At 70.9% G+C, this 18,430-nt stretch carries 15 protein-coding genes; 12 read left to right on the forward strand and 3 right to left on the reverse strand.

The features are described from left to right. Window positions 1-2 precede the first annotated feature (2 nt). From KTR66_RS13135 to KTR66_RS13155, 5 genes are all read left to right on the forward strand, one after another. Window positions 3-2,048: a hydantoinase/oxoprolinase family protein gene (locus tag KTR66_RS13135; protein ID WP_249732093.1), complete on the forward strand. Its 2,046-nt coding sequence runs from the start codon at window positions 3-5 to the stop codon at window positions 2,046-2,048. Continuing rightward, a complete protein-coding gene (locus KTR66_RS13140) occupies window positions 2,045-3,667 on the forward strand; it encodes a hydantoinase B/oxoprolinase family protein (protein ID WP_213613064.1) in 1,623 nt (540 codons plus the stop codon). The genes KTR66_RS13135 and KTR66_RS13140 overlap by 4 nt, the downstream gene beginning before the upstream one ends. After that, a complete protein-coding gene (locus KTR66_RS13145) occupies window positions 3,664-4,131 on the forward strand; it encodes a MaoC family dehydratase (RefSeq protein WP_371819117.1) in 468 nt (155 codons plus the stop codon). Before KTR66_RS13140 ends, KTR66_RS13145 begins: the two co-directional genes overlap by 4 nt. 142 nt (window positions 4,132-4,273) lie before the next feature. Next, complete coding sequence (locus KTR66_RS13150) at window positions 4,274-5,254, forward strand: 3-hydroxyacyl-CoA dehydrogenase family protein (protein WP_213613065.1); 981 nt, start codon at window positions 4,274-4,276, stop codon at window positions 5,252-5,254. Then, window positions 5,251-6,012 carry an SDR family NAD(P)-dependent oxidoreductase gene (locus tag KTR66_RS13155; protein ID WP_213613066.1) on the forward strand — a complete coding sequence of 254 codons (762 nt, stop codon included), beginning with the start codon at window positions 5,251-5,253 and terminating at the stop codon, window positions 6,010-6,012. The genes KTR66_RS13150 and KTR66_RS13155 overlap by 4 nt, the downstream gene beginning before the upstream one ends. Before the next feature lie 3 nt (window positions 6,013-6,015). Here KTR66_RS13155 and KTR66_RS13160 read toward each other — a convergent pair whose 3' ends face one another. Continuing rightward, window positions 6,016-7,437, reverse strand: coding sequence for a PLP-dependent aminotransferase family protein (locus tag KTR66_RS13160; RefSeq protein ID WP_213613067.1), 1,422 nt, complete (start codon window positions 7,435-7,437; stop codon window positions 6,016-6,018). Between the two features lie 111 nt (window positions 7,438-7,548). Between KTR66_RS13160 and KTR66_RS13165 the strand changes: the two genes are divergently transcribed. The 3 genes from KTR66_RS13165 to KTR66_RS13175 are packed head-to-tail and all read left to right on the forward strand — an operon-like array spanning window position 7,549 to window position 10,914. Next, window positions 7,549-8,265 (forward strand): pyridoxamine 5'-phosphate oxidase family protein, encoded by a 717-nt coding sequence (locus tag KTR66_RS13165; protein WP_213613068.1) that lies wholly within the window; start codon window positions 7,549-7,551, stop codon window positions 8,263-8,265. Beyond that, window positions 8,252-9,658, forward strand: a complete 1,407-nt coding sequence (locus KTR66_RS13170) for an amidase family protein (RefSeq protein ID WP_213613069.1) — start codon at window positions 8,252-8,254, stop codon at window positions 9,656-9,658. The genes KTR66_RS13165 and KTR66_RS13170 overlap by 14 nt, the downstream gene beginning before the upstream one ends. A gap of 8 nt (window positions 9,659-9,666) precedes the next feature. Continuing rightward, window positions 9,667-10,914, forward strand: a complete 1,248-nt coding sequence (locus tag KTR66_RS13175) for a hypothetical protein (RefSeq protein ID WP_213613070.1) — start codon at window positions 9,667-9,669, stop codon at window positions 10,912-10,914. On the opposite strand, the gene KTR66_RS13180 is transcribed toward KTR66_RS13175, so the two are convergent. Both KTR66_RS13180 and KTR66_RS13185 read right to left on the reverse strand, forming a co-directional pair. Continuing rightward, window positions 10,904-12,229: a cytosine deaminase gene (locus tag KTR66_RS13180; protein ID WP_371819118.1), complete on the reverse strand. Its 1,326-nt coding sequence runs from the start codon at window positions 12,227-12,229 to the stop codon at window positions 10,904-10,906. The two genes, KTR66_RS13175 and KTR66_RS13180, sit on opposite strands and share 11 nt — an antisense overlap. Next, entirely contained in the window at window positions 12,226-12,828 is a 603-nt protein-coding gene (locus KTR66_RS13185) for an ABC transporter substrate-binding protein (protein WP_213613071.1), read from the reverse strand. The genes KTR66_RS13180 and KTR66_RS13185 overlap by 4 nt, the downstream gene beginning before the upstream one ends. Before the next feature lie 108 nt (window positions 12,829-12,936). Between KTR66_RS13185 and hpnA the strand changes: the two genes are divergently transcribed. From hpnA to KTR66_RS13205, 4 genes are all read left to right on the forward strand, one after another. Next, window positions 12,937-13,935: a hopanoid-associated sugar epimerase gene (hpnA, locus tag KTR66_RS13190; protein WP_213613072.1), complete on the forward strand. Its 999-nt coding sequence runs from the start codon at window positions 12,937-12,939 to the stop codon at window positions 13,933-13,935. Beyond that, window positions 13,932-15,053, forward strand: a complete 1,122-nt coding sequence (locus tag KTR66_RS13195; RefSeq protein ID WP_213613073.1) for a glycosyltransferase — start codon at window positions 13,932-13,934, stop codon at window positions 15,051-15,053. Before hpnA ends, KTR66_RS13195 begins: the two co-directional genes overlap by 4 nt. Window positions 15,054-15,168: 115 nt before the next feature. Next, the gene (gene shc, locus KTR66_RS13200; RefSeq protein ID WP_213613168.1) at window positions 15,169-17,184 is read left to right on the forward strand and encodes a squalene--hopene cyclase; all 2,016 of its coding nucleotides are present in this window, start codon (window positions 15,169-15,171) and stop codon (window positions 17,182-17,184) included. A 69-nt stretch (window positions 17,185-17,253) separates the two neighbouring features. Further along, on the forward strand, window positions 17,254-18,429 hold the full coding sequence (locus tag KTR66_RS13205; RefSeq protein ID WP_213613074.1) for an NAD(P)/FAD-dependent oxidoreductase: 1,176 nt from the start codon (window positions 17,254-17,256) through the stop codon (window positions 18,427-18,429). The last annotated feature ends 1 nt before the right edge of the window (window position 18,430 follow it).

Raw genomic sequence — 18,430 nt, forward strand, 5'->3', positions numbered from 1 at the left:
TCATGGAAACCCGGCCCGTCCGCATCGCCGTCGATATCGGCGGGACCTTCACCGACCTGCAGATCCTCGATGCGCGCCCAGGGGCACAGGCGGGCCGGGTGGTCGCCTGGAAAACCCCCACCACGCCGGCCGACCCCTCCGAGGGGCTGATGACCGGCGTGCGCGAGGCGGCGGAGCGCTTCGGCTTCGCGCTCGCCGATGTCGGCCTGCTGCTGCATGGCACGACCATCGCGACCAATGCCGTGCTTGAGCGCAAGCTCGCGCGCGGCGTGCTGCTGACGACCGCGGGCTTCGAGGATGTGCTGGAAATCACCCGCCACTTCCGGCGTGACGTCTATGGCCTGGCGCCCGACCCGCTGCCCTGCCTGATCGAACGTGACATGCGCCTCGGCGTACCCGAGCGCCTGCGCGCCGATGGCAGCGTGGAAACGCCGCTGGGTGATGTCTCGACCGTCATCGCGCGGCTCAAGGAATTGCAGCCCGAAGCCATCGCCATCGGCCTGCTGCATGCCTATGCCAATCCGGCGCATGAGCTGGCCCTGCGCGACGCGGTGCGGGCCGCGCTGCCGGACGTGCCCATCAGCCTCTCCAGCGAGATCAGCCCCGAGATCCGCGAATACGAACGCCTCTCCACCACCGTGCTGAACGCGCTGCTCATGCCGGTCGTGCAGCGCTACCTCGCGCGGCTGGAGGCGCGGGTGGGGGAGGGGGGCTTCGCGCCGCGCATCTTCCTCGTGCAGTCCAATGGCGGCATGTGCAGCCTGAAGCGCGCCGCCGAACAGCCCGCGCGGCTGCTGCTCTCCGGCCCCTCGGGCGGGGCGCTGGCGGCCGAGCGCCTTTCGCGCCGGCTCGCGCGCCCCAACCTCGTCGCCGTGGATATGGGCGGCACCAGCTTCGATGTGAGCGTGGTGCAGGATCACCGCATCGGCCTCGTCACGCAGGGCGAGGTGGACCGGCTGCCGGTGCGCCTGCCCATGGTGGAGATGCGCACCATCGGCGCGGGCGGCGGCTCCATCGCGGCCGTGGACGCCTCGGGCCGCCTCACCGCCGGGCCGCGCTCGGCGGGCGCACGCCCGGGCCCCGTCTGCTATGGGCGCGGCGGCACGCAGCCGACCGTGACCGATGCGAACGCCGTGCTGGGCCGCTTCGACCCCGATTTCTTCCTGGGCGGCGCCATGGCGCTGGAGCTGGACGCCGCCCGCGCCGCCATGGCGGAGCATGTGGGCGTGCCGCTCAACCTCCCGGTCGAGGAAGCGGCCGAGGGCGTGATGCGCGTCACCAATGTGAACCTTGCCGCCGCGGTGCGCCTCTCGCTCTTCGAGAAGGGTCTCGACCCGCGCGATTTTGCGCTGCTCTCCTTCGGCGGGGCGGGCGGGCTGCATGCGACGGAAGTGGCGGATGAGCTGGGCATGACGGAGGTGATCTTCCCGCGTGAGCCCGGCACGCTTTCCGCCTATGGCATCCTCTTCTCGGATCTCGTGCAGGACATGGCGCGCTCCCGCCTGCTGCCGGCCGAACCCGCCTCGCTGCCCGAGATCGAAGCGACCTTGGCCGCGATGCGCGCCGAGGCGGTGGCGCGGCTCGATGCCGATGGCGTGCCGGAGGAGATGCGCGCCACGGAAATCTCCGCCGATCTCCGCTATCACGGCCAGGCCTTCGAGTTGCTGGTGCCCTGGCCCGAGGCGCCCGACCTGCCCGCTTTGCTCACGCGCTTCCATGCCGAGCACCGCGCCCGCTTCTCCTACGCCGCCGAGGAGGAGAAGGTGGAGATCGTGACCTTGCGCATGGCCGCCATCGGCCGCCTGCCCAAGCCCGCCGAAGCCGCGCCCATCCCGCCCGCGACCCGCATGCCCCCCGGCACACGCCAGGTCTGGCAGCAGGGCGGTGCGGCGAGCTGGCCCGTCTGGCGGCGCGAGGCGCTGCACGCCGAGGACGTGATCGAAGGCCCCGCCATCGTGGAGGAAGCCTTCGCCACCCATGTGATTTCGCCGGGCTGGCGGGCCGGCCTCGACCCTGAAGGCGCCGTGATCGCGAGGAAAATCCCATGACACTCGGACCGATCGAGATCGAGGTCATCCGCAACGCGCTCAACGCCGCTGCGGCCGAAATGGACGTCACCGTCTGGCGCACCAGCCGCAGCACCATCGTGCGCGAGTTGCTCGACTATTCCACCGCCGTCTTCGACGCCGAGGGCTGGAACCTCGCGCAATCCGCGCGCATCCCGGGCCATCTGAACTCGATGAGCCACGCGCTGCGCGAGCTGCTGGCGAACCACGTGCCGCGCGACGCCTGGGGCGAGGGCGATGTCGTCATCACCAATGACCCCTATTGCGGCGGCCAGCACCTGCCGGACATCCTGGCCTTCAAGGCGGTCTTCCATGAGGGGCAGCGCATCGCCTTTGTCGGCACGCTCTGCCACCACATTGATGTGGGCGGCCTCGCCGCCGGCAGCTATGCCGCCAAGGCCACGGAGATCTTCCAGGAGGGGCTGCGCATCCCGCCGGTGAAGATCATCGCCAATGGCGTCCGCAATGACGGCGTCTGGGCGATGATCCGCCAGAACATCCGCAAGCCCGACCTGCTGCTGGGCGATCTCTCCTCGCAGCTCGCCAGCCTTGATGTCGGCGCCGCCGCCATCCTGCGCTTGGCCCGCCGCTATGGCGCGGCGGCGATGCTGGAGGCGGGGAACCGCATCCTCGCCATGAGCGAGGCCGGCATGCGCGCCGCCATCGCCCGCATGCCCGACGGCACCTATGAGTTCGAGGATTTCCTCGATGATGACGGCATCGCGCTGGGCGTCCCCATCCGCCTGCATGTCGCCATCACCATCACGGGCGATACGGCAAGCGTGGATCTCTCCGGCTGCGGCCCGCAGGTGGCGGGGCCGACCAATGCGACGCTCGCCAGCACCAATGCGGCGGTGATGTTCTCGCTCATGTGCTGCGCCGACCCGTCGCTGCATATGAGTGCGGGCTGCTACCGGCCGATCAGCGTCATCGCGCCCGAGGGCCTGGTGGTGAACGCCCGCCACCCGGCGCCGGTGGCGCATCGCGTGGCCGTCACACACCGGCTGCTGAATGCCATGATGGGCGCGCTGCATCAGGCGGTGCCGGACATCATCCCGGCCGCCTATTACGGCAACTCCTACGTCACCACCTTCCAGACCGTGGCCGAGACGCGCGAAGTGCTGGTGGAGATCGAGATCGGCGGCTCGGGCGGGCATCCGGCGAAGGATGGCGTGAACGCCTATGCGTCCGGCATGCACAACAACAGCAACATCCCGATCGAGATGATCGAGGCGCAGATGCCGCTCACCATCATGCGCTACGGCTTGCGCCAGGGCAGCGGCGGGGCGGGGCGCTTCCGGGGCGGCCTGGGGCTGATCCGCGAATGGCGCATCGACAGCCCGGCCTGCTTCTTCACCAGCAACATGGACCGCTTCGACCACGCCCCCTATGGCCTGGCCGGCGGCGGCCCCGCGGCCAAGGGCGCGCTGGTGCTGCGCCGCGACGGCGTGGAAAGCGCTATCCCGCCCAAGACCGACAACCTGCCGCTGCGCCAGGGCGATGTGGTGCGGCTCGAGACCTCCGGCGGCGGCGGCTTCGGCCCGCCCGACCAGCGCGCGTCGGAGGCGGCCGCGCGCGATGCGCGGATGGGCTATCTGTGAGCTTCGACCCCCGCGAACACCGGATGGCGCCGCAGCGCTGGTTCGAGGATTTTACCCTGGGCGAGCAGTTCCGCCTGCCCAGCCGCACCATGACGGAGGCGATCTTCCTCGCCTTCCAGGCCGCCAGCGGCGACAACCACCCCGTCCACTACGACGTGGAGTTCTGCCGCGCGCGCGGCATGCCGCATATGCTGGCCCATGGCTTCCAGGTGCTGATCCAGACGGCGGCGGGTGCCGGGATGCTGCCCTTCCTGATCGAGGACAGTCTGAAGGGGTTTCTCGAACAGTCCAGCCGCTTCCTGCATCCGGTCTATGTGGGGGACACGCTCTACGCCACGCTCACGGTGGATGAGCTGACGCCGGGCCGGACGACGGGCGTGCTGGGGCTGGCCTCCACCGTCCACAACCAGGCGGGCGTCCTCGTGATGGATGGCCGGCAGCGATACCTTCTTCGCAAGCGGTGATGCGAGAGGGGCTTTGCCCCCCTCGCGCTCCCCCCACCAGGAAACAGGTTTCCTGGACCTTCAATTGACAGGGTGCAGGGAACTGGTTCCCTGCTGGGGGCTCGGGGGCAAAGCCCCCGATTTCTCTTGAGGGAGGGTATCCATGCCAAAGCAACTCCGCGTCGCCGTGATCGGCGCCGGCACCATGGGCCATGCGCTGGCCCTGGTTTTCGCCATGGGCGGCCACCAGGTGCGCCTGACGGATGCGAGCGAGGCGACGCTCGCACGCGCCCAGGTGCTGATGGAAAAGGCGCTCGCGACACTGGAGGAGGTGGGCGAGGCGCCGACGGGCTGGGGCAGCGCGCAGCTGGCGCAGGCCTGCACGCGGCATGCGACGCTGGAGGAATGCGTCGAGGGCGCCGAGCTCATCGTCGAGGCCATCGTGGAAAACCCCGAGGCCAAGCGCGAGATGTATGCGCGCCTCGATGCCTGCGCGCCGGCCAATGCCATCTGGGCCAGCAACACCAGCTACCTCGACGTGTTTCCGCTGATGCCGCCGCATCGCCTGAAGCGCGCGCTGATCGCCCATTGGTACACGCCGCCTTACCTCGTGGACCTGGTGGACCTCGTGCCGCATGCCGAAACGGAGGAGGCGGTGCTGCAGGAGGTGAAGGCGGTGGTGGAAGCGATGGGCAAGGTCCCCATCGTCATGCGCAAATTCATCCCCGGCTATATCGCCAACCGCATCCAGGCCGCGGTCCAGGCCGAGGTGCAGATGCTGATCGATGAGGGCTATGCGACGGCGCAGGAGGTGGATGCGGCCGTGCTGCACGGCATCGGCCTGCGCCTCAACATCATCGGCGTCATGGCCAAGGCGGATTTCACCGGCCTGCCCATGCTGCAGCACGCGGCCCGCAACAAGATGTACACGCCCCCCGAGGACAAGGGCGGAAGTGCGAGCATGGATGCGCTGGTGGCCAAGGGCATGGGTGGCGTGATGGATGGCCGCGGCTATTACGATTGGGAAGGCCGGCCCCCGGCCGAGCTGTTCGAGGAGCGCGACCGCAAGCTCATCCAGCTCAAGCAGAGCCTGCGCAAGATCGGATACATGGCGGGCTTCGACGTGAAGGCGAACAAGGCATGATCAGCTACGACCTCAAGGGCAAGGCGGCGCTGGTGACGGGCGGCGCCTCCGGCATCGGCCTCGCCACCGTGCGCATGCTGGCGAAGAATGGCTGCAAGGTCGCCATCAACCACCTGGCCGATGATCCGCGCGGGCTGGAGCAGGTGGCGGCCCTGACGGCCGAGGGCTTCGACGTGATCTCCGCCCCCGGCAATGTGGGCGATGCCGAGGACGGCCCGCGCATGGTGGAGCAGGCGGCGCGCGACCTGGGCCGGTTGGACTACCTCGTGAACAATGCCGGCACGCCGGGCACGCGCACGACGATCAAGCCGACCGAGCTGGAGCGGCTGACGGAAGAGCTCTGGGCCACGGTGATCGAGGTGAACCTGCTCGGCGTGTTCCGCTGCTCCAAGGCGGCGGCGCCGCATCTGAAGAAGACGCGCGGCGCCATCGTCTCGGTCGCTTCCATCGCCGGCATCAATTCGGCCGGCTCCTCCATGGCCTATGGCGCGACCAAGGCGGGCGTGATCTCGCTGACGAAGAACCTGGCGCGCGGGTTGGGGCCCGAGGTGCGGGTGAACGCCATCGCGCCCGGCGCGGTGAATTCCAGCTGGACGGTGGAGTGGACCAATGAGGAGCGCGCCAGCTCGATTGACAGCGCCGTCCTCAAGCGCCGCTGCGAGCCGGAAGATCTGGCGGAAGTCATGGTCTTCCTGCTGGCCGGGGCCGCGATGGTGACGGGCCAGACCGTGGTCGTGGATGGCGGGCTGACGCTGTAGCGGTCAGCGCAGGCAGGCCGCGAGGGTCTTCGCCGCCCAGCGCAGCGCGCCGGGCTCGTGCCCGGTGAAGCCCAGCATGAGCGCCTGCACCGGCGGCGCGGCGAGATACATGGGGCTCACCGCGCGCGCGATCACGCCGCGCGCGGCGGCAGCAGCGGCGATCTCGGTATCGGCCAGGCCAGGTGCGAGGCGCGCGATCAGCTTCATCCCCTGCTCCGGCGCCTCGACCTCCAGCGCATCCCCGCATTCGCGCGTCAGCGCCTCCACCAGCGTGTCGCGCGCCGCGCGATAGTGCTGGCGCATGCGGCGCAGATGCGGGGCGAAATGCCCCTCGGCCAGGAAGTCGGTCACCACGCCCTCCTGCAGCGTCGCGGGGTGCCAATCGGCCAGCAGGCGGGCGGCAAGGACGGGCTGCAGCAATTCCGGCGGCAGCACGGCGTAACCCAGCCGCAGTCCGGGAAAGAGGACCTTGCTGAAGGTGCCGATATAGATGACGCGCCCCGCCTCATCCACGCCTTGCAATGAGGCCAACGGGCGGCCGGCGTAGCGGAACTCGCTGTCGTAATCATCCTCGATCACCCAGCCGCCCGCGCCGCGCGCCCAGGCCAGCAGCTCCATCCGCCGCGCCATGGAGAGGGTGACGCCCAGCGGATATTGCGAGGAGGGCGTGACATAGGCGAGGCGCGCCTCCGGCGCGGCGCTGACGCCGGCGCCCACCACCATCCCCTGGCCATCCACCGGCACCGGGATGATCCGCGCACCCGCATCAGCCAGCGCCGCGCGCACTGCCGGATAGGCCGGATCCTCCAGCCAGGCGGCGTCGCCTGCGCGCAGCAGCACGCGCAGCACGAGCCCGATCGCCTGCTGCGCGCCGGAGGTCACCACCACCTGCTCCGGCGTGCAGCGCACCGCGCGGGCGGCGCCCAGATAGGCCGCGATCGCCTCTCGCAGCGGGCGCGCGCCCTGCGGGTCGCCATAGCCCAGCATGGCGGGGTCGGGCGTCTGCACCCGCCGCAGCGTGAGCTGCCGCCAGATGCGCGCCGTGCGCTCATCCCAGGCGGTGCGGCCGGTGTTGAAGGGCGCGGTCCCTGGCTGCGCCATGTTCGGGATCGGCGCAGGCAGGGGGGCCGCGACAGGCGGCGCGGGCCGCGCCTCCAGCCCCTCGGGAAGATCGCGCGAGACATAGCTGCCCGCGCCCGTCCGCCCCTCGATGAAGCCCTCGGCCAGCAACTGGTCATAGGCGGCGACGACGGTGTTCCGCGCGACCCCCAGCTGCAGTGCCAGCGCGCGCGTCGCCGGCAGCCTGGCACCCGGCGGCAGCACGCCGGCCAGGATCGCGCGCCGCAGCTCCAGATAGAGCTGGCGCAGCAGCGGCACGCTGCCCGCGCGGTCGAGGTCCAGCAGAAGGTCGGGCAGGGCGGCCATGTGGCAGCTTAGGCGCGAATTGGACCAGCCCCGCAAGCCGGAATTGGCCCTCGCGCCGGACCAATCGGCCCGGTCTGATGGCTCCATCGCAAGCCAGCCAAGGGCCCCGCCATGACCGAGACCACAAGCTTCCCCGTCACCGAGCGCAACAAGGTGCGCCGCCTGCACGAGCGCGGCCGCTATGACCGCGAGAGCGTCTACGCCATCCTCGACGCCGCGATGCTCTGCCACATCGCCTACATCATCGACGGCCAGCCCTATTGCACGCCGACGGCCTTCTGGCGCGAGGGCGACAAGCTCTACTGGCACGGCTCCTCCGCCAGCCGCATGCTGCGCGTGCAGAAGCCGGGCCTGCCCGTCTGCCTTACCGTCACGCATCTCGACAGCCTGGTGCTGGCGCGCTGCGGCTTCAACCATTCGGTGGACTACCGCTCGGCCATGTGCTTCGGCAGCGCGCATATCATCGAGGACCTGGACGAGAAGGCGAAAGCGCTCGACCTGATGATCGAGCGCTTCTACCCCGGCCGCAACGCGACGCTCCGCCCCAGCACCACGCAGGAGCTGAAGGCGACCATGGTGATCGGCATGGAGATCGAGGAGGCCTCGGGCAAGATCCGCAGCAAGGGCGTGGGCGATGAGGAGGAGGACTACGCGCTGCCGATCTATGCGGCGCGCTTCCCGGTGACGCAGGTGATCGGCGCCGCCGAACCCTGCCCGCGGCTGCTGCCGGGCGTTCCCTTCCCGCCGGGCCTTGCGGGTTTCACGCCCGGCCGTAGGCTCGATGAGGTGATGACCGAGAGCTACAAGACCACTTATGGCGACAATTGACCTGGCGACCGCCTCGGCGGTCGAGCTCGCGGCGCTGGTGCGCACGAAGCGCGCCTCGCCGCTCGAGATCACCGAGGCGGTGCTGGAGCGGATCGCGGCGAAGGAGCCGCATCTCAACGCCTTCGCCGCGCTCGATGCGGAAGGGGCGCGCGCCGCCGCCCGCGCGGCGGAACTCGCCATCATGCGCGGCGAGGAACTGGGCCCCCTGCATGGCGTGCCGGCGACGATCAAGGATGTGCAATCCATCGCGGGCCTGCCCACGCGGCGCGGCTCGCGCCTGACGGACCCCGCGCCGGCCAAGGTGGATTCCCCCGTCTCGGCGCGCATGCGCGCGGCCGGCGCCATCCTGCTCGGCAAGACCACCAGCACCGAACAGGGCTGGACGGCGGTGAGCGACAGCCCGCTCACCGGCAGCACGCATAATCCCTGGATGCATGGCCGCACCGCGGGCGGCTCCTCCTCCGGCGCCGCGGCATTGTGTGGCGCGGGTTGCGCGCCGCTGCATCTCGGAACGGATGGCGCGGGCTCCATCCGCATCCCCGCGCATTTCTGCGGCGTGGTCGGCTTCAAGCCCAGCTATGGGCGCGTGCCCTATGTGCCCGTGCCCAACAATGGCGCGCTCTCCCATGCCGGGCCCATCACGCGCAGCGTCGAGGATGCGGCGCTGATGTTCTCCGTCATCGCCGGCCCGCATGCGCTGGACCACACCACCCTGCCGGACCGCTTCGCGCCCGGGATCGAACCCGGCGGCCTCAAGGGCCTGCGCATCGCCTATAGCCCCGATCTTGGCCATGCCCGCGTGGACCCGGATGTGGCCGCCGCCGTCGCGGATGCGGTGCGCAAGCTCGAAGGCCTGGGCGCCCGGGTCGAACAGGTGACGCCCCCCTGGGGCCCCACCGGCCCTGCGCTGGAGCGCGACATCTGGGGCTTCGGCATGCGCCCCTTCCTGGCGAAGACGCCCGAGGAGGCGGCGCAGATGGACCCGGGCCTGGTCGCCTGCACCGAGGATTATCGCCATTACGGCTTCATGGACGCGCATGCCGCGCAAGGCCGCCGCATCGCCTATGCCGCCGCCGTGAACGCCTGGTTCGAGGAAGCGGGTTTCGACCTGCTGGTGACCCCCAGCGCCTCCGTCGCCGCCTTCGATGTCGGCCGCCAGATCCCCGCGCATTGGCCGCAGCACCCCTGGGATTGGCTGGTCTGGGCGGAATTCTCCTACCCCTTCGACCTCTCGCATGGCCCGGCGATTTCCGTGCCCTGCGGGCTGAGCCGCGAGGGCCTGCCCGTCGGCCTGCAATTCGCCGGCCCGCGCCTCATGGATTCGCTGGTGCTGCGCGCGGGTGCGGCCTTCCTCGCCGCGCATCCCTTCGAGATCACGCCCGCCCGGCCTTGAGTGCGGCGATGGAGGATTTCGCCGGGCTGATCCTGCGCCTCCTCGGCGCCTTCTACGCCCTGGGCGCAATCGCGGGCCTGCGCCGCTGCGCGATGGACCTGCTGCTGACGCGCGCCCTCCAGGCGCTCGGAGAGCCTGCTTCCGAGGAGACGCGCGCCGAGGAACGGCGCGTCTGGATCCAGCTCACCCTGCTGGTGCTGGTCGGCCTTGGCGGCATCGCGCTCATGGCGCTGCTGAACCTCGCCGCGGTGCTGTTCCTGATCACCTTCGGGCTGCATGCGCTCTATGTCTTCCTCCTGGCACCCCGCCTTGTCGATCCGGGCGATCCGCCCGATGCCGCCACGCTGACGCAGCGGGGCCGCAGCCTGATGCTCTACGCCGCCGTCACGCTGCTCGTCCTCGCCGCGGCGTCGGCGGGATGGCTGCGCGACGCGCGCTCCGAGCCCTGGCCGGTGCTGGCCCTGGCGGCGCTGCTGGCCCTCGGGCTCGTCGCCTATGCGGCGCATCTGCTGCGCGGCATGCCCAGGGCACCGTCCGCCACGCCGCCGCTGGACCTGCCACGGCCCGATGAGCCACCGCCGCCCGAACTGCCCATGGCGGATGAGCGGTTGCGCCACGCCGCCTTCCTCCTCTCGCCCTCCTGGAATGAGGGCGCGCTCTTCGAGACGGAGACCCGGCGCCCCGTCCTCGATTCCCTCCCGCCCGACATGCTGACCGAGGCGGATCGGGACGCCCTCCGGCATTGGCTGGGCGTCTTCCGCGAGGTGGGGGACCCGGCCGATCCACATCGCTGCGGCTTCACCGCACCCGATGGCGCGGCCCGGATGGCCGCCGAAGGGCAATGGGTCTTCGAGCAGCTGGCCGCGCGCCTCGCCCCTTGCCCGCTGCGCTTCGAGCCGGTGCCCTGGCCGCGCCTCACCCGGCATGGTGCGACGGCGGTGCGCGTCATGGCCGAGCAGCAGGTGGATGCCCTCTGGCTTTCGGACGGGCAGGGACACCAGCCCGTCAACCCGCAGGAATTCGGCCTCTCCTGGGCACTCGCGCTCGACCTCCACGCCTGGGCGCTGGATTACGACGAGGGCATGGGCATGGATGCCACGCCGCGCTGGAGCGAGGCCGAGTCGGCGGCGCATGAGGCCGAGGGGCTGCGCCTTGCCCAGCGCCTCGCGCGGGAATTGGCGGCGACCGGCCGCGGCCATCTGCCGGTCACCTTCTGGTCGGAGAGCGAGGCGCGGCCGGTCCCGGTCACGCCCTGACGAAGCCGTCCAGCTCGCGCCAATCGGGCGGCACGGCGTCACTGACCCGCCCGCCGCGCAGCACCACGCGATCCGATTGCGGGCGCGAGAGCAGCTCCGTCATGTGGCGCGCGCGAAACAGCACCAGGTCGGCCGGCGCGCCGATGCTGAGCCGACCGGCCTCGATCCCCATCGCATCCGCAGCGTCGGCGGTGACCGCGCGCGGCCAGTCGCCGAAGGGGTGGTCGAGATGCAGGATGCGCGTGGCCTCGCGATAGACCTCCATCATGTCGAGGTCGCCATAGGCGTAGAACCCATCCCGCGTGTTGTCCGAGGCGAGCGAGACGGGAACCCCCGCCTTTCGCATCTCATGCACCAGGGTCACGCCCCGCCAGCGCGGCGTGCGGCCGGCCATGCGGTCCTGCAGATACATGTTGCACATGGGGAGCACGACCACGCGCATCCGCGCTTCGCTCATCAGCGCCAGCGTCTCGCGCTGATGCGCCTCGGGCTGCAGCGTCAGCGCGCAGCAATGCCCGACCTGGATGCGCCCGGGGAAGCGGCGGCGCAGCGCGGTGGCGGCGATCTCGCGCAGCGCCCGCGCACCGGTCTCGCCGCTCTCATCCACATGCAGGTCGAGGTCGAGCCCGCGCGCCTCGGCCAGCGCGAAGAAGCGGTCGAGCCGGGGCTGGAAGTCATCGGGGAGGGGTGTGCCGAAACCGCCGGCGAGGCGCGTCACCATGCCGAGCACGCCGCCCGCTTGCGCCACGAGATCGGCCAGCGCCTCGCCCTCCTCCCCATCGAAGCGTTCCAGCGGCGCGATGGAGCAGAGCTGCAGCGCGATCCGCCCGGCCCAGGCCTCGCGCAGCCGGGTGAAGAGCGGCCAGCTCATCCGCGCCAGCGGCAGATAGCTGTCCAGATGCGTGCGGATGGCGACCGTGCCGTGCGCGTAGGCCGAGCGCAGCGAGAAATCGGCGCGGGCCTCCATCTCGGCCTCGGCCCAATGCGCCGCGCGGTCGGCCATCACGGAACTCACCGCACCGGCGAAATCCCCCGTGGGGTTGGGCGCGCGCTGCCAGATATGCCCCTTGTCGAGATGCGTGTGCGCATCCACCAAGCCGGGCCAGAGCTGCCCGCCCTCCAGGCTTGGTGCATCTGCCGGCGCGGTCCCCGGCGGCGCGATGGCGGCAATGCGCCCGTCCTCCGTCCGCAGATCCAGGCGCACCAGCCCCTCGCGGTCCACCGGCCCGGGCGGAGCATCCAGCAGGCAGGCGGGCGCGCGGGCATCTCGCAGCCAGAAGCGCGCGCCGTGGATGCGGGCGGCCAGCGGGCTCACCCGCCCAGCAGCCGCGCTGTCCGCGCCTGCAACTCGCGGGTGACCCGCTCCGCACCCCCCTCGCGGATCAGCGTCGTGAACTCGGCCCGGCGCGAGGCCAGCTCACTGATCGTCCCGGTCAGGTAGATGTCCACGATGCGCGGCGGATTGCCCCGTAGCAGGTAGGAGAGCAGCACCGGCTCCTGCCCGCCGGTGCGGTTCAGCGTGGTGCGCACCAGCGCATCGCCATTGGGCTGCACCTGCGTGCCGGTGGTGGTGAAGCTCTCGCCCGAGAATCCGTCGAAGCGGGCCGCATAGGTGGCGATGGACCACCGCGTGAAGGCCTCGGTCAGCGCCGCCTGCTCCGGCTGCGAGAAGCCGGTCCAGGGAGGGCCGACGGAAATGCGCGTCATCGCCGCGAGATCAAAGGCCTGGCCCATCACGGGCGCCAGCCGGTCATAGCGCCCGCGCACGCCCAGCCGCTGCGCATCACGCATCACGGCGATGAGCGCGGCGTGGAAGCGCTCCACCACCTCGGCCGCGGCCGATTGCGCGAGCGCGGCCGACGGGGCGGCCAGGGGGAGGAGCGGAGAGAGCAGCAGGATTCGGCGGGCGATCATGCGCGCCCTATAGCCCTTCGGGCGGGCAGGCGGAATTCGGCGGCATTTCGAGCCGATTTCGTAACGAACGCCCCTGGACCACAAGCGTCACCTCGGCCACAAGGCCGCATGCCGCCCACCACCATCCTGCTGACCGGCGCCACCGGCTTCCTCGGCGCCTCCCTCGCCCGCGCCCTGCTGGCCCAGGGCCATGCGGTCCGCGCCCTGGTCCGTCCGCAGGCGCCGCGCCGCGGCCTGGAAGGGCTCGACATCTCCTATGCGCTCGGCACGGTGACGGACCAGAAGAGCCTGATCTACGCCATGGCCGGTGTCGGTGGCGTCATCCATGCGGCGGCGGATTACCGCATCTTCGTCCCCAACCCGGGCAAGATGCGCGAGACCAACGTGATCGGCACCGCCGCCGTGATGCAGGCGGCACTCGAGGCCGGCGTGCCGCGCATCGTCCATGTCTCCTCCGTCGCGACGCTGCGCCCGCGCCCCGACGGCACCCCGGCCACGGAGGAGGACTGGGCCATGCCGGAGGAGGCGATCGGCCCCTACAAGCAGAGCAAGACCGAGGCCGAGCGCGTGGTGGAGGCGATGGTGGAGCGCGCCAACCTCCCTGCCGTCATCGTGAACCCCTCCACCCCGATCGGCCCCTACGACGTGAAGCCGACGCCGACCGGCCGCGTGATCCTGGAAGCCGCACTCGGCCGCATGCCGGCCTATGTCGAGACCGGCCTCAACCTCGTCCATGTCGCCGATTGCGCGGCCGGCGTGGTGGCTGCGCTGGACCACGGCACGCCCGGCGAACGGCACATATTGGGTGGCCAGGATGTGAGCCTGGCCGAGATGCTGCGCTTCATCGCCGCCGAACGCGGCCACCGCCCGCCGATCCGCCTGCCGCGCGCGCCGCTTTTCCCGCTCGCCTGGATGGCCGAGACGATGGCCCGCTTCACCGGCAAGGAGCCGATGCTGACGCTGGACGGCCTGCGCATGGCCGGCCACCACATGTTCTTCTCCTCCGCCAAGGCGCAGCGCGTGCTGGGCTTCACCGCGCGCCCCTGGCAGGAGGGCGTGCGCGACGCCATCGCCTGGTTCGAGCAGGCGGGGATGCTGAAGAAGTGATCTGGCTGGCGCTCGCCGCCTGCCTCTCCTGGGCCGTCCTGCTCTTCGGGCGCGGCATGTTCTGGCGCGCCCGCGACGATGACCGCGACGCCGCCGACCTTCCCGAGCCAGAGCGCTGGCCCGAGGTGCAGGTCATCATCCCCGCGCGCGACGAGGCTGAAACCATTGGCGCGACGGTGCGAAGTCTTGCCATGCAGGATTATCCCGGACGCTTCTCCATCCTCGTCGTGAATGATCGCAGCACGGACCACACCGGCGCCCTGGCCCGCGCCGCCGGCGCCGAGGTGCTGGACGGGCAGGGCCGCGCTCCGGGATGGTCGGGCAAGCTCTACGCGCTTCAGCAGGGGCTCCAGGCCGTGTCCGGGCGCAGCCACGAATTCCTGCTGTTCACCGATGCCGACATCGTCCATGCGCCGGACAGCCTGCGCCGCCTCGTCCAGCGGGCCGAGGCCGGTTGCCTGGACCTCGTCTCCCTCATGGCCCGCCTGCGCTGCGAAAGTGCCGCGGAGCGCTGGACCATCCCCGCCTTCGTCTTCTTTTTCCAGATGCTCTACCCCTTCCGCTGGTCGAACGACCCCGCGGCCCGCACGGCGGCCGCGGCCGGCGGCTGCGTGCTGCTGCGGCGCGAGCCCTTCGAGGCCCGCGGCGGCCTGGCCCCCATCCGCGGCCGGATCATCGATGACTGCGCCCTGGCGGGGCTGATGAAGCGCGGCGGCTCGCCCATCTGGCTCGGCCTGACGGAGCGCGTCCGCTCGCTCCGCAGCTACGATGACCTCGGCACCATCCGCGCCATGGTGGCGCGCACCGCCTATGCGCAACTCGGCTACAACCCCGCCCTGCTGCTGGGCATGGTGCTCGCCATGGGGCTGGTGTTCCTGGCGCCCCCGCTGCTTGCAATCTTCGCGACGGGGGCGGCGAAATGGCTGGGTCTTGCGGCCTGGTGCGCCATGGTTCTGGCCTTCGCCCCCATGCTGCGCCGTTATGGCCTGGCGGCCGAGCGCGCCATCGCCCTGCCGCTGATCGCCGCGGTCTACCTGCTCTTCACCCTCGATTCCGCCTGGGCCGAATGGCGGGGCCGGGGCGGCTTCTGGAAGGGCGAGGCCTTGTCGCGCGAATGAAGACAGGGCAACACACGCGCTTCCACCCTTCCGGCATGGGGCTGAAATGCCCTATCGGAAGGGTCGAGAGATTCGACTCCGGACCAGGGGTGAGGGGTATCGCCACTTGAACATCATGCCGAACCTGACAGCGGGGGCGCATCCGCACCCGCATGCAGGGCATGACGGTCAGGCGAACGATCCGCTGGACAGGGCGGTCGCCGCCGCCGCGCGCCACCTCCTCGCCCGCCAGCGGCCCGACGGCCATTGGGTCTTCGAACTCGAGGCGGATGCCACCATCCCCTCCGAATACCTGATGCTGCATCACTTCTTCGGCCATGTTCAGCCGGAGAAGGAGGCGCGGATCGGCCGCTACCTCCGCCGCATCCAGGCCGAGCAGCGCGCGAACACGGGCGGCGGCTGGCCCCTCTTCCATGGCGGCCCGCTCGACATCTCCTGCTCGGTGAAGGCCTACCTGGCGCTCCGTCTGATCGGTGACGCGCCCGACGCCCCGCATATGACCGAGGCGCGTGAGGCGATCCTCGCCGCCGGCGGGGCCGAGCGCAGCAATGTCTTCACCCGTGCGGCGCTGGCGCTGTTCGGCGCGGTGCCCTGGCGCGCCGTGCCGATGATGCCGCCTGAGATCATGCTGCTGCCGCGCTGGTTCCCCTTCCATGTCAGCAAGATCAGCTACTGGGCGCGCACCGTCCTCGTCCCGCTGACCGTCGTCATGGCCCGCCGCCCGGAAGCGCAGAACCCGCGTGGCGTCACCATCGACGAATTGTTCCGCACGCCGCCCGAGCAGGTGAAGGACTGGCCCGGCGGCGCCCACCAGGCCGAGCCCTGGGCCTCGCTCTTCAAGGCGCTGGATGGCGCGCTGCACCGCGCCCGCATGCTCTTCCCGCGCAATCACCGCGCCCGCGCCGAGGAGGCCTGCGAGCGCTTCGTGACCGAGCGCCTGAACGGCGAGGACGGGTTGGGCGCCATCTACCCCGCCATGGCCAATGCCGTCCTCATGTATCACTGCCTGGGTGTCGCGCAGGATGACCCGCGCATGCTCACCGCCTGGGCCGCCATCGAGAAGCTGGTCGAGGAACGTGCCGGCACGGACGAAACCTACGTCCAGCCCTGCCTCTCGCCCGTCTGGGACACGGCGCTCGTCAGCCACGCCCTGCTGGAAGCGGGCGGCGAGGTGGAGCGCGAGGCCGTGGGCCGCGGCCTCAACTGGCTCCTCTCCAAGGAAATCCGCGACGTGCGCGGCGACTGGGCCTGGAAGCGCCCCGACCTCCAGCCCGGCGGCTGGGCCTTCCAGTACGAGAACGCGCACTACCCAGACGTGGATGACACCGCCGTGGTCGTGCTGGCGATGGACCGCTACCGCGCCGCCGCACCCACCGACACGGGCCTGGACGGCGCGATCCAGCGTGCCACGGACTGGACGGTGGGCATGCAGTCGCGCGGCGGCGGCTGGGGCGCCTTCGACGCCGACAACACCTTCCACTACCTGAATCACATCCCCTTCGCCGACCATGGCGCGCTGCTCGACCCGCCGACGGCCGATGTCTCGGGCCGCTGCCTCGCCATGCTGGCGCAGCTGGGCCGCGGCGAGGACGCCGCTTCCAAGGCCGCCATCGAATACCTGCTGCGCGAGCAGGAGGCCGATGGCTCCTGGTATGGCCGCTGGGGCGTGAATTACATCTACGGCACCTGGTCGGCCGTCACCGCGCTGAACGCCGCCGGCCTGCCGCCCGAGCATGACGCGATGCGCCGCGCCGTCGCCTGGCTGCTCAAGACCCAGAACCCCGATGGCGGCTGGGGCGAGGATGGCATGAGCTACCCCGCCCGTGGCGGCACCCGCCCCGATCCGCGCCAGCCCGCCCCCTCCTCGGCCAGCCAGACCGCCTGGGGCATGCTGGCCCTGATGGCATGCGGCGAGGCCGGGCACGAGGCGGTCAGCCGCGCCGCCGCCTGGCTCATGCAGCACCAGAAGGAAGACGGCGACTGGCCGGAAGAGGACTATACGGGCACCGGCTTCCCGCGCGTCTTCTACCTCCGCTACCACGGCTACCGGCGGATCTTTCCGCTCTGGGCGCTGGCGCGGCTGCGGAACCTGCGCGCGTCGAACACGCGCAGGGTCAGCTACGGACTTTGAGAAACCGAGGGGCTCCGCCCCTCGACCCCGGCAAGAACCTCAGGTTCTTGCATCTCCGACCGGATGGCCATGAACCCCCAGGATGTCATCATCATCGGCGCCGGTGCCGCAGGCCTCATGGCCGCCATCCGCGCGGGGCAGCGCGGGCGGCGCGTGCTGCTGCTCGACCATGCCGAGGCGCCGGGGAAGAAGATCCTCATCTCCGGCGGCGGGCGCTGCAACTTCACCAACCGCGATATCCGCCCCGAGCGCTTCCTCTCCGCCAACCCGGCCTTCGCCCGCTCGGCCCTCTCGCGCTACACGTCGCGCGACTTCCTCGCCCTCATCGAAAAACACCGCATCGCCTGGCACGAGAAGACGCTCGGCCAGCTCTTCTGCGACGGCTCGGCCCGCCAGGTGGTGGCCATGCTGCTGGCGGAAGCCGAGGCGGTGGGCGTGGAACTGCGCCTCGAAACGCGCGTCACCGACATCACCCGCGGCACGGAGTTCACCGTCACCACCGATCGCGGCGCCGTCTCCGCGCCCTCGCTCGTGCTCGCCACCGGCGGCCTCTCCATCCCCAAGATGGGCGCGACGGGTTTCGCCTATGACGTGGCCAGGCGCTTCGGCCTCGGCCTTGTGGAGCGCCGCCCCGGCCTCGTCCCCTTCGCCTTCGGCGGCGAGGAACTGGCGCTGATGCAGCCGCTGGCCGGCGTCTCGCTGCCCATTCTCGCGAAGGCGGGCGCGGCAAAATTCCCCGAGGCGATGCTCTTCACCCATCGCGGCCTCTCCGGCCCCGCCATCCTGCAGATCAGCTCCTACTGGCACCCCGGCGAGCCCATCACGCTCGACCTTCTGCCCGGCCAGGACGCGGTGGGCTTGCTGCTGGCGGCCAAGCGCGCCCGCCCCAAGGCCGAGCCCCGCACGGCGCTGGGTGACCTCCTGCCCGCGCGCCTCGCCCAGGCGCTGGCCGAGCGGCATCTGCCGGGCCAGCGCATGGCCGACCTCCAGGACCGCGCGCTGATCAGCCTCGCCAACCTGCTGAAATCCTGGCGCCTCATCCCCGCGACGACCGAGGGCTACGCCAAGGCCGAGGTCACGCTGGGCGGCGTGGACACGGCCGCCCTCTCGCAGCAGACGATGATGGCGAAATCGGTTCCCGGCCTCTTCGTCGTGGGCGAGGCGGTCGACGTCACCGGCTGGCTTGGCGGCTATAATTTCCAATGGGCCTGGGCGAGCGGCTGGGCGGCGGGCGAGGCCGCCTGAG

The sequence above is a fragment of the Roseococcus sp. SDR genome (assembly GCF_019083995.1).
In the GTDB taxonomy this organism is placed as follows: domain Bacteria; phylum Pseudomonadota; class Alphaproteobacteria; order Acetobacterales; family Acetobacteraceae; genus Roseococcus.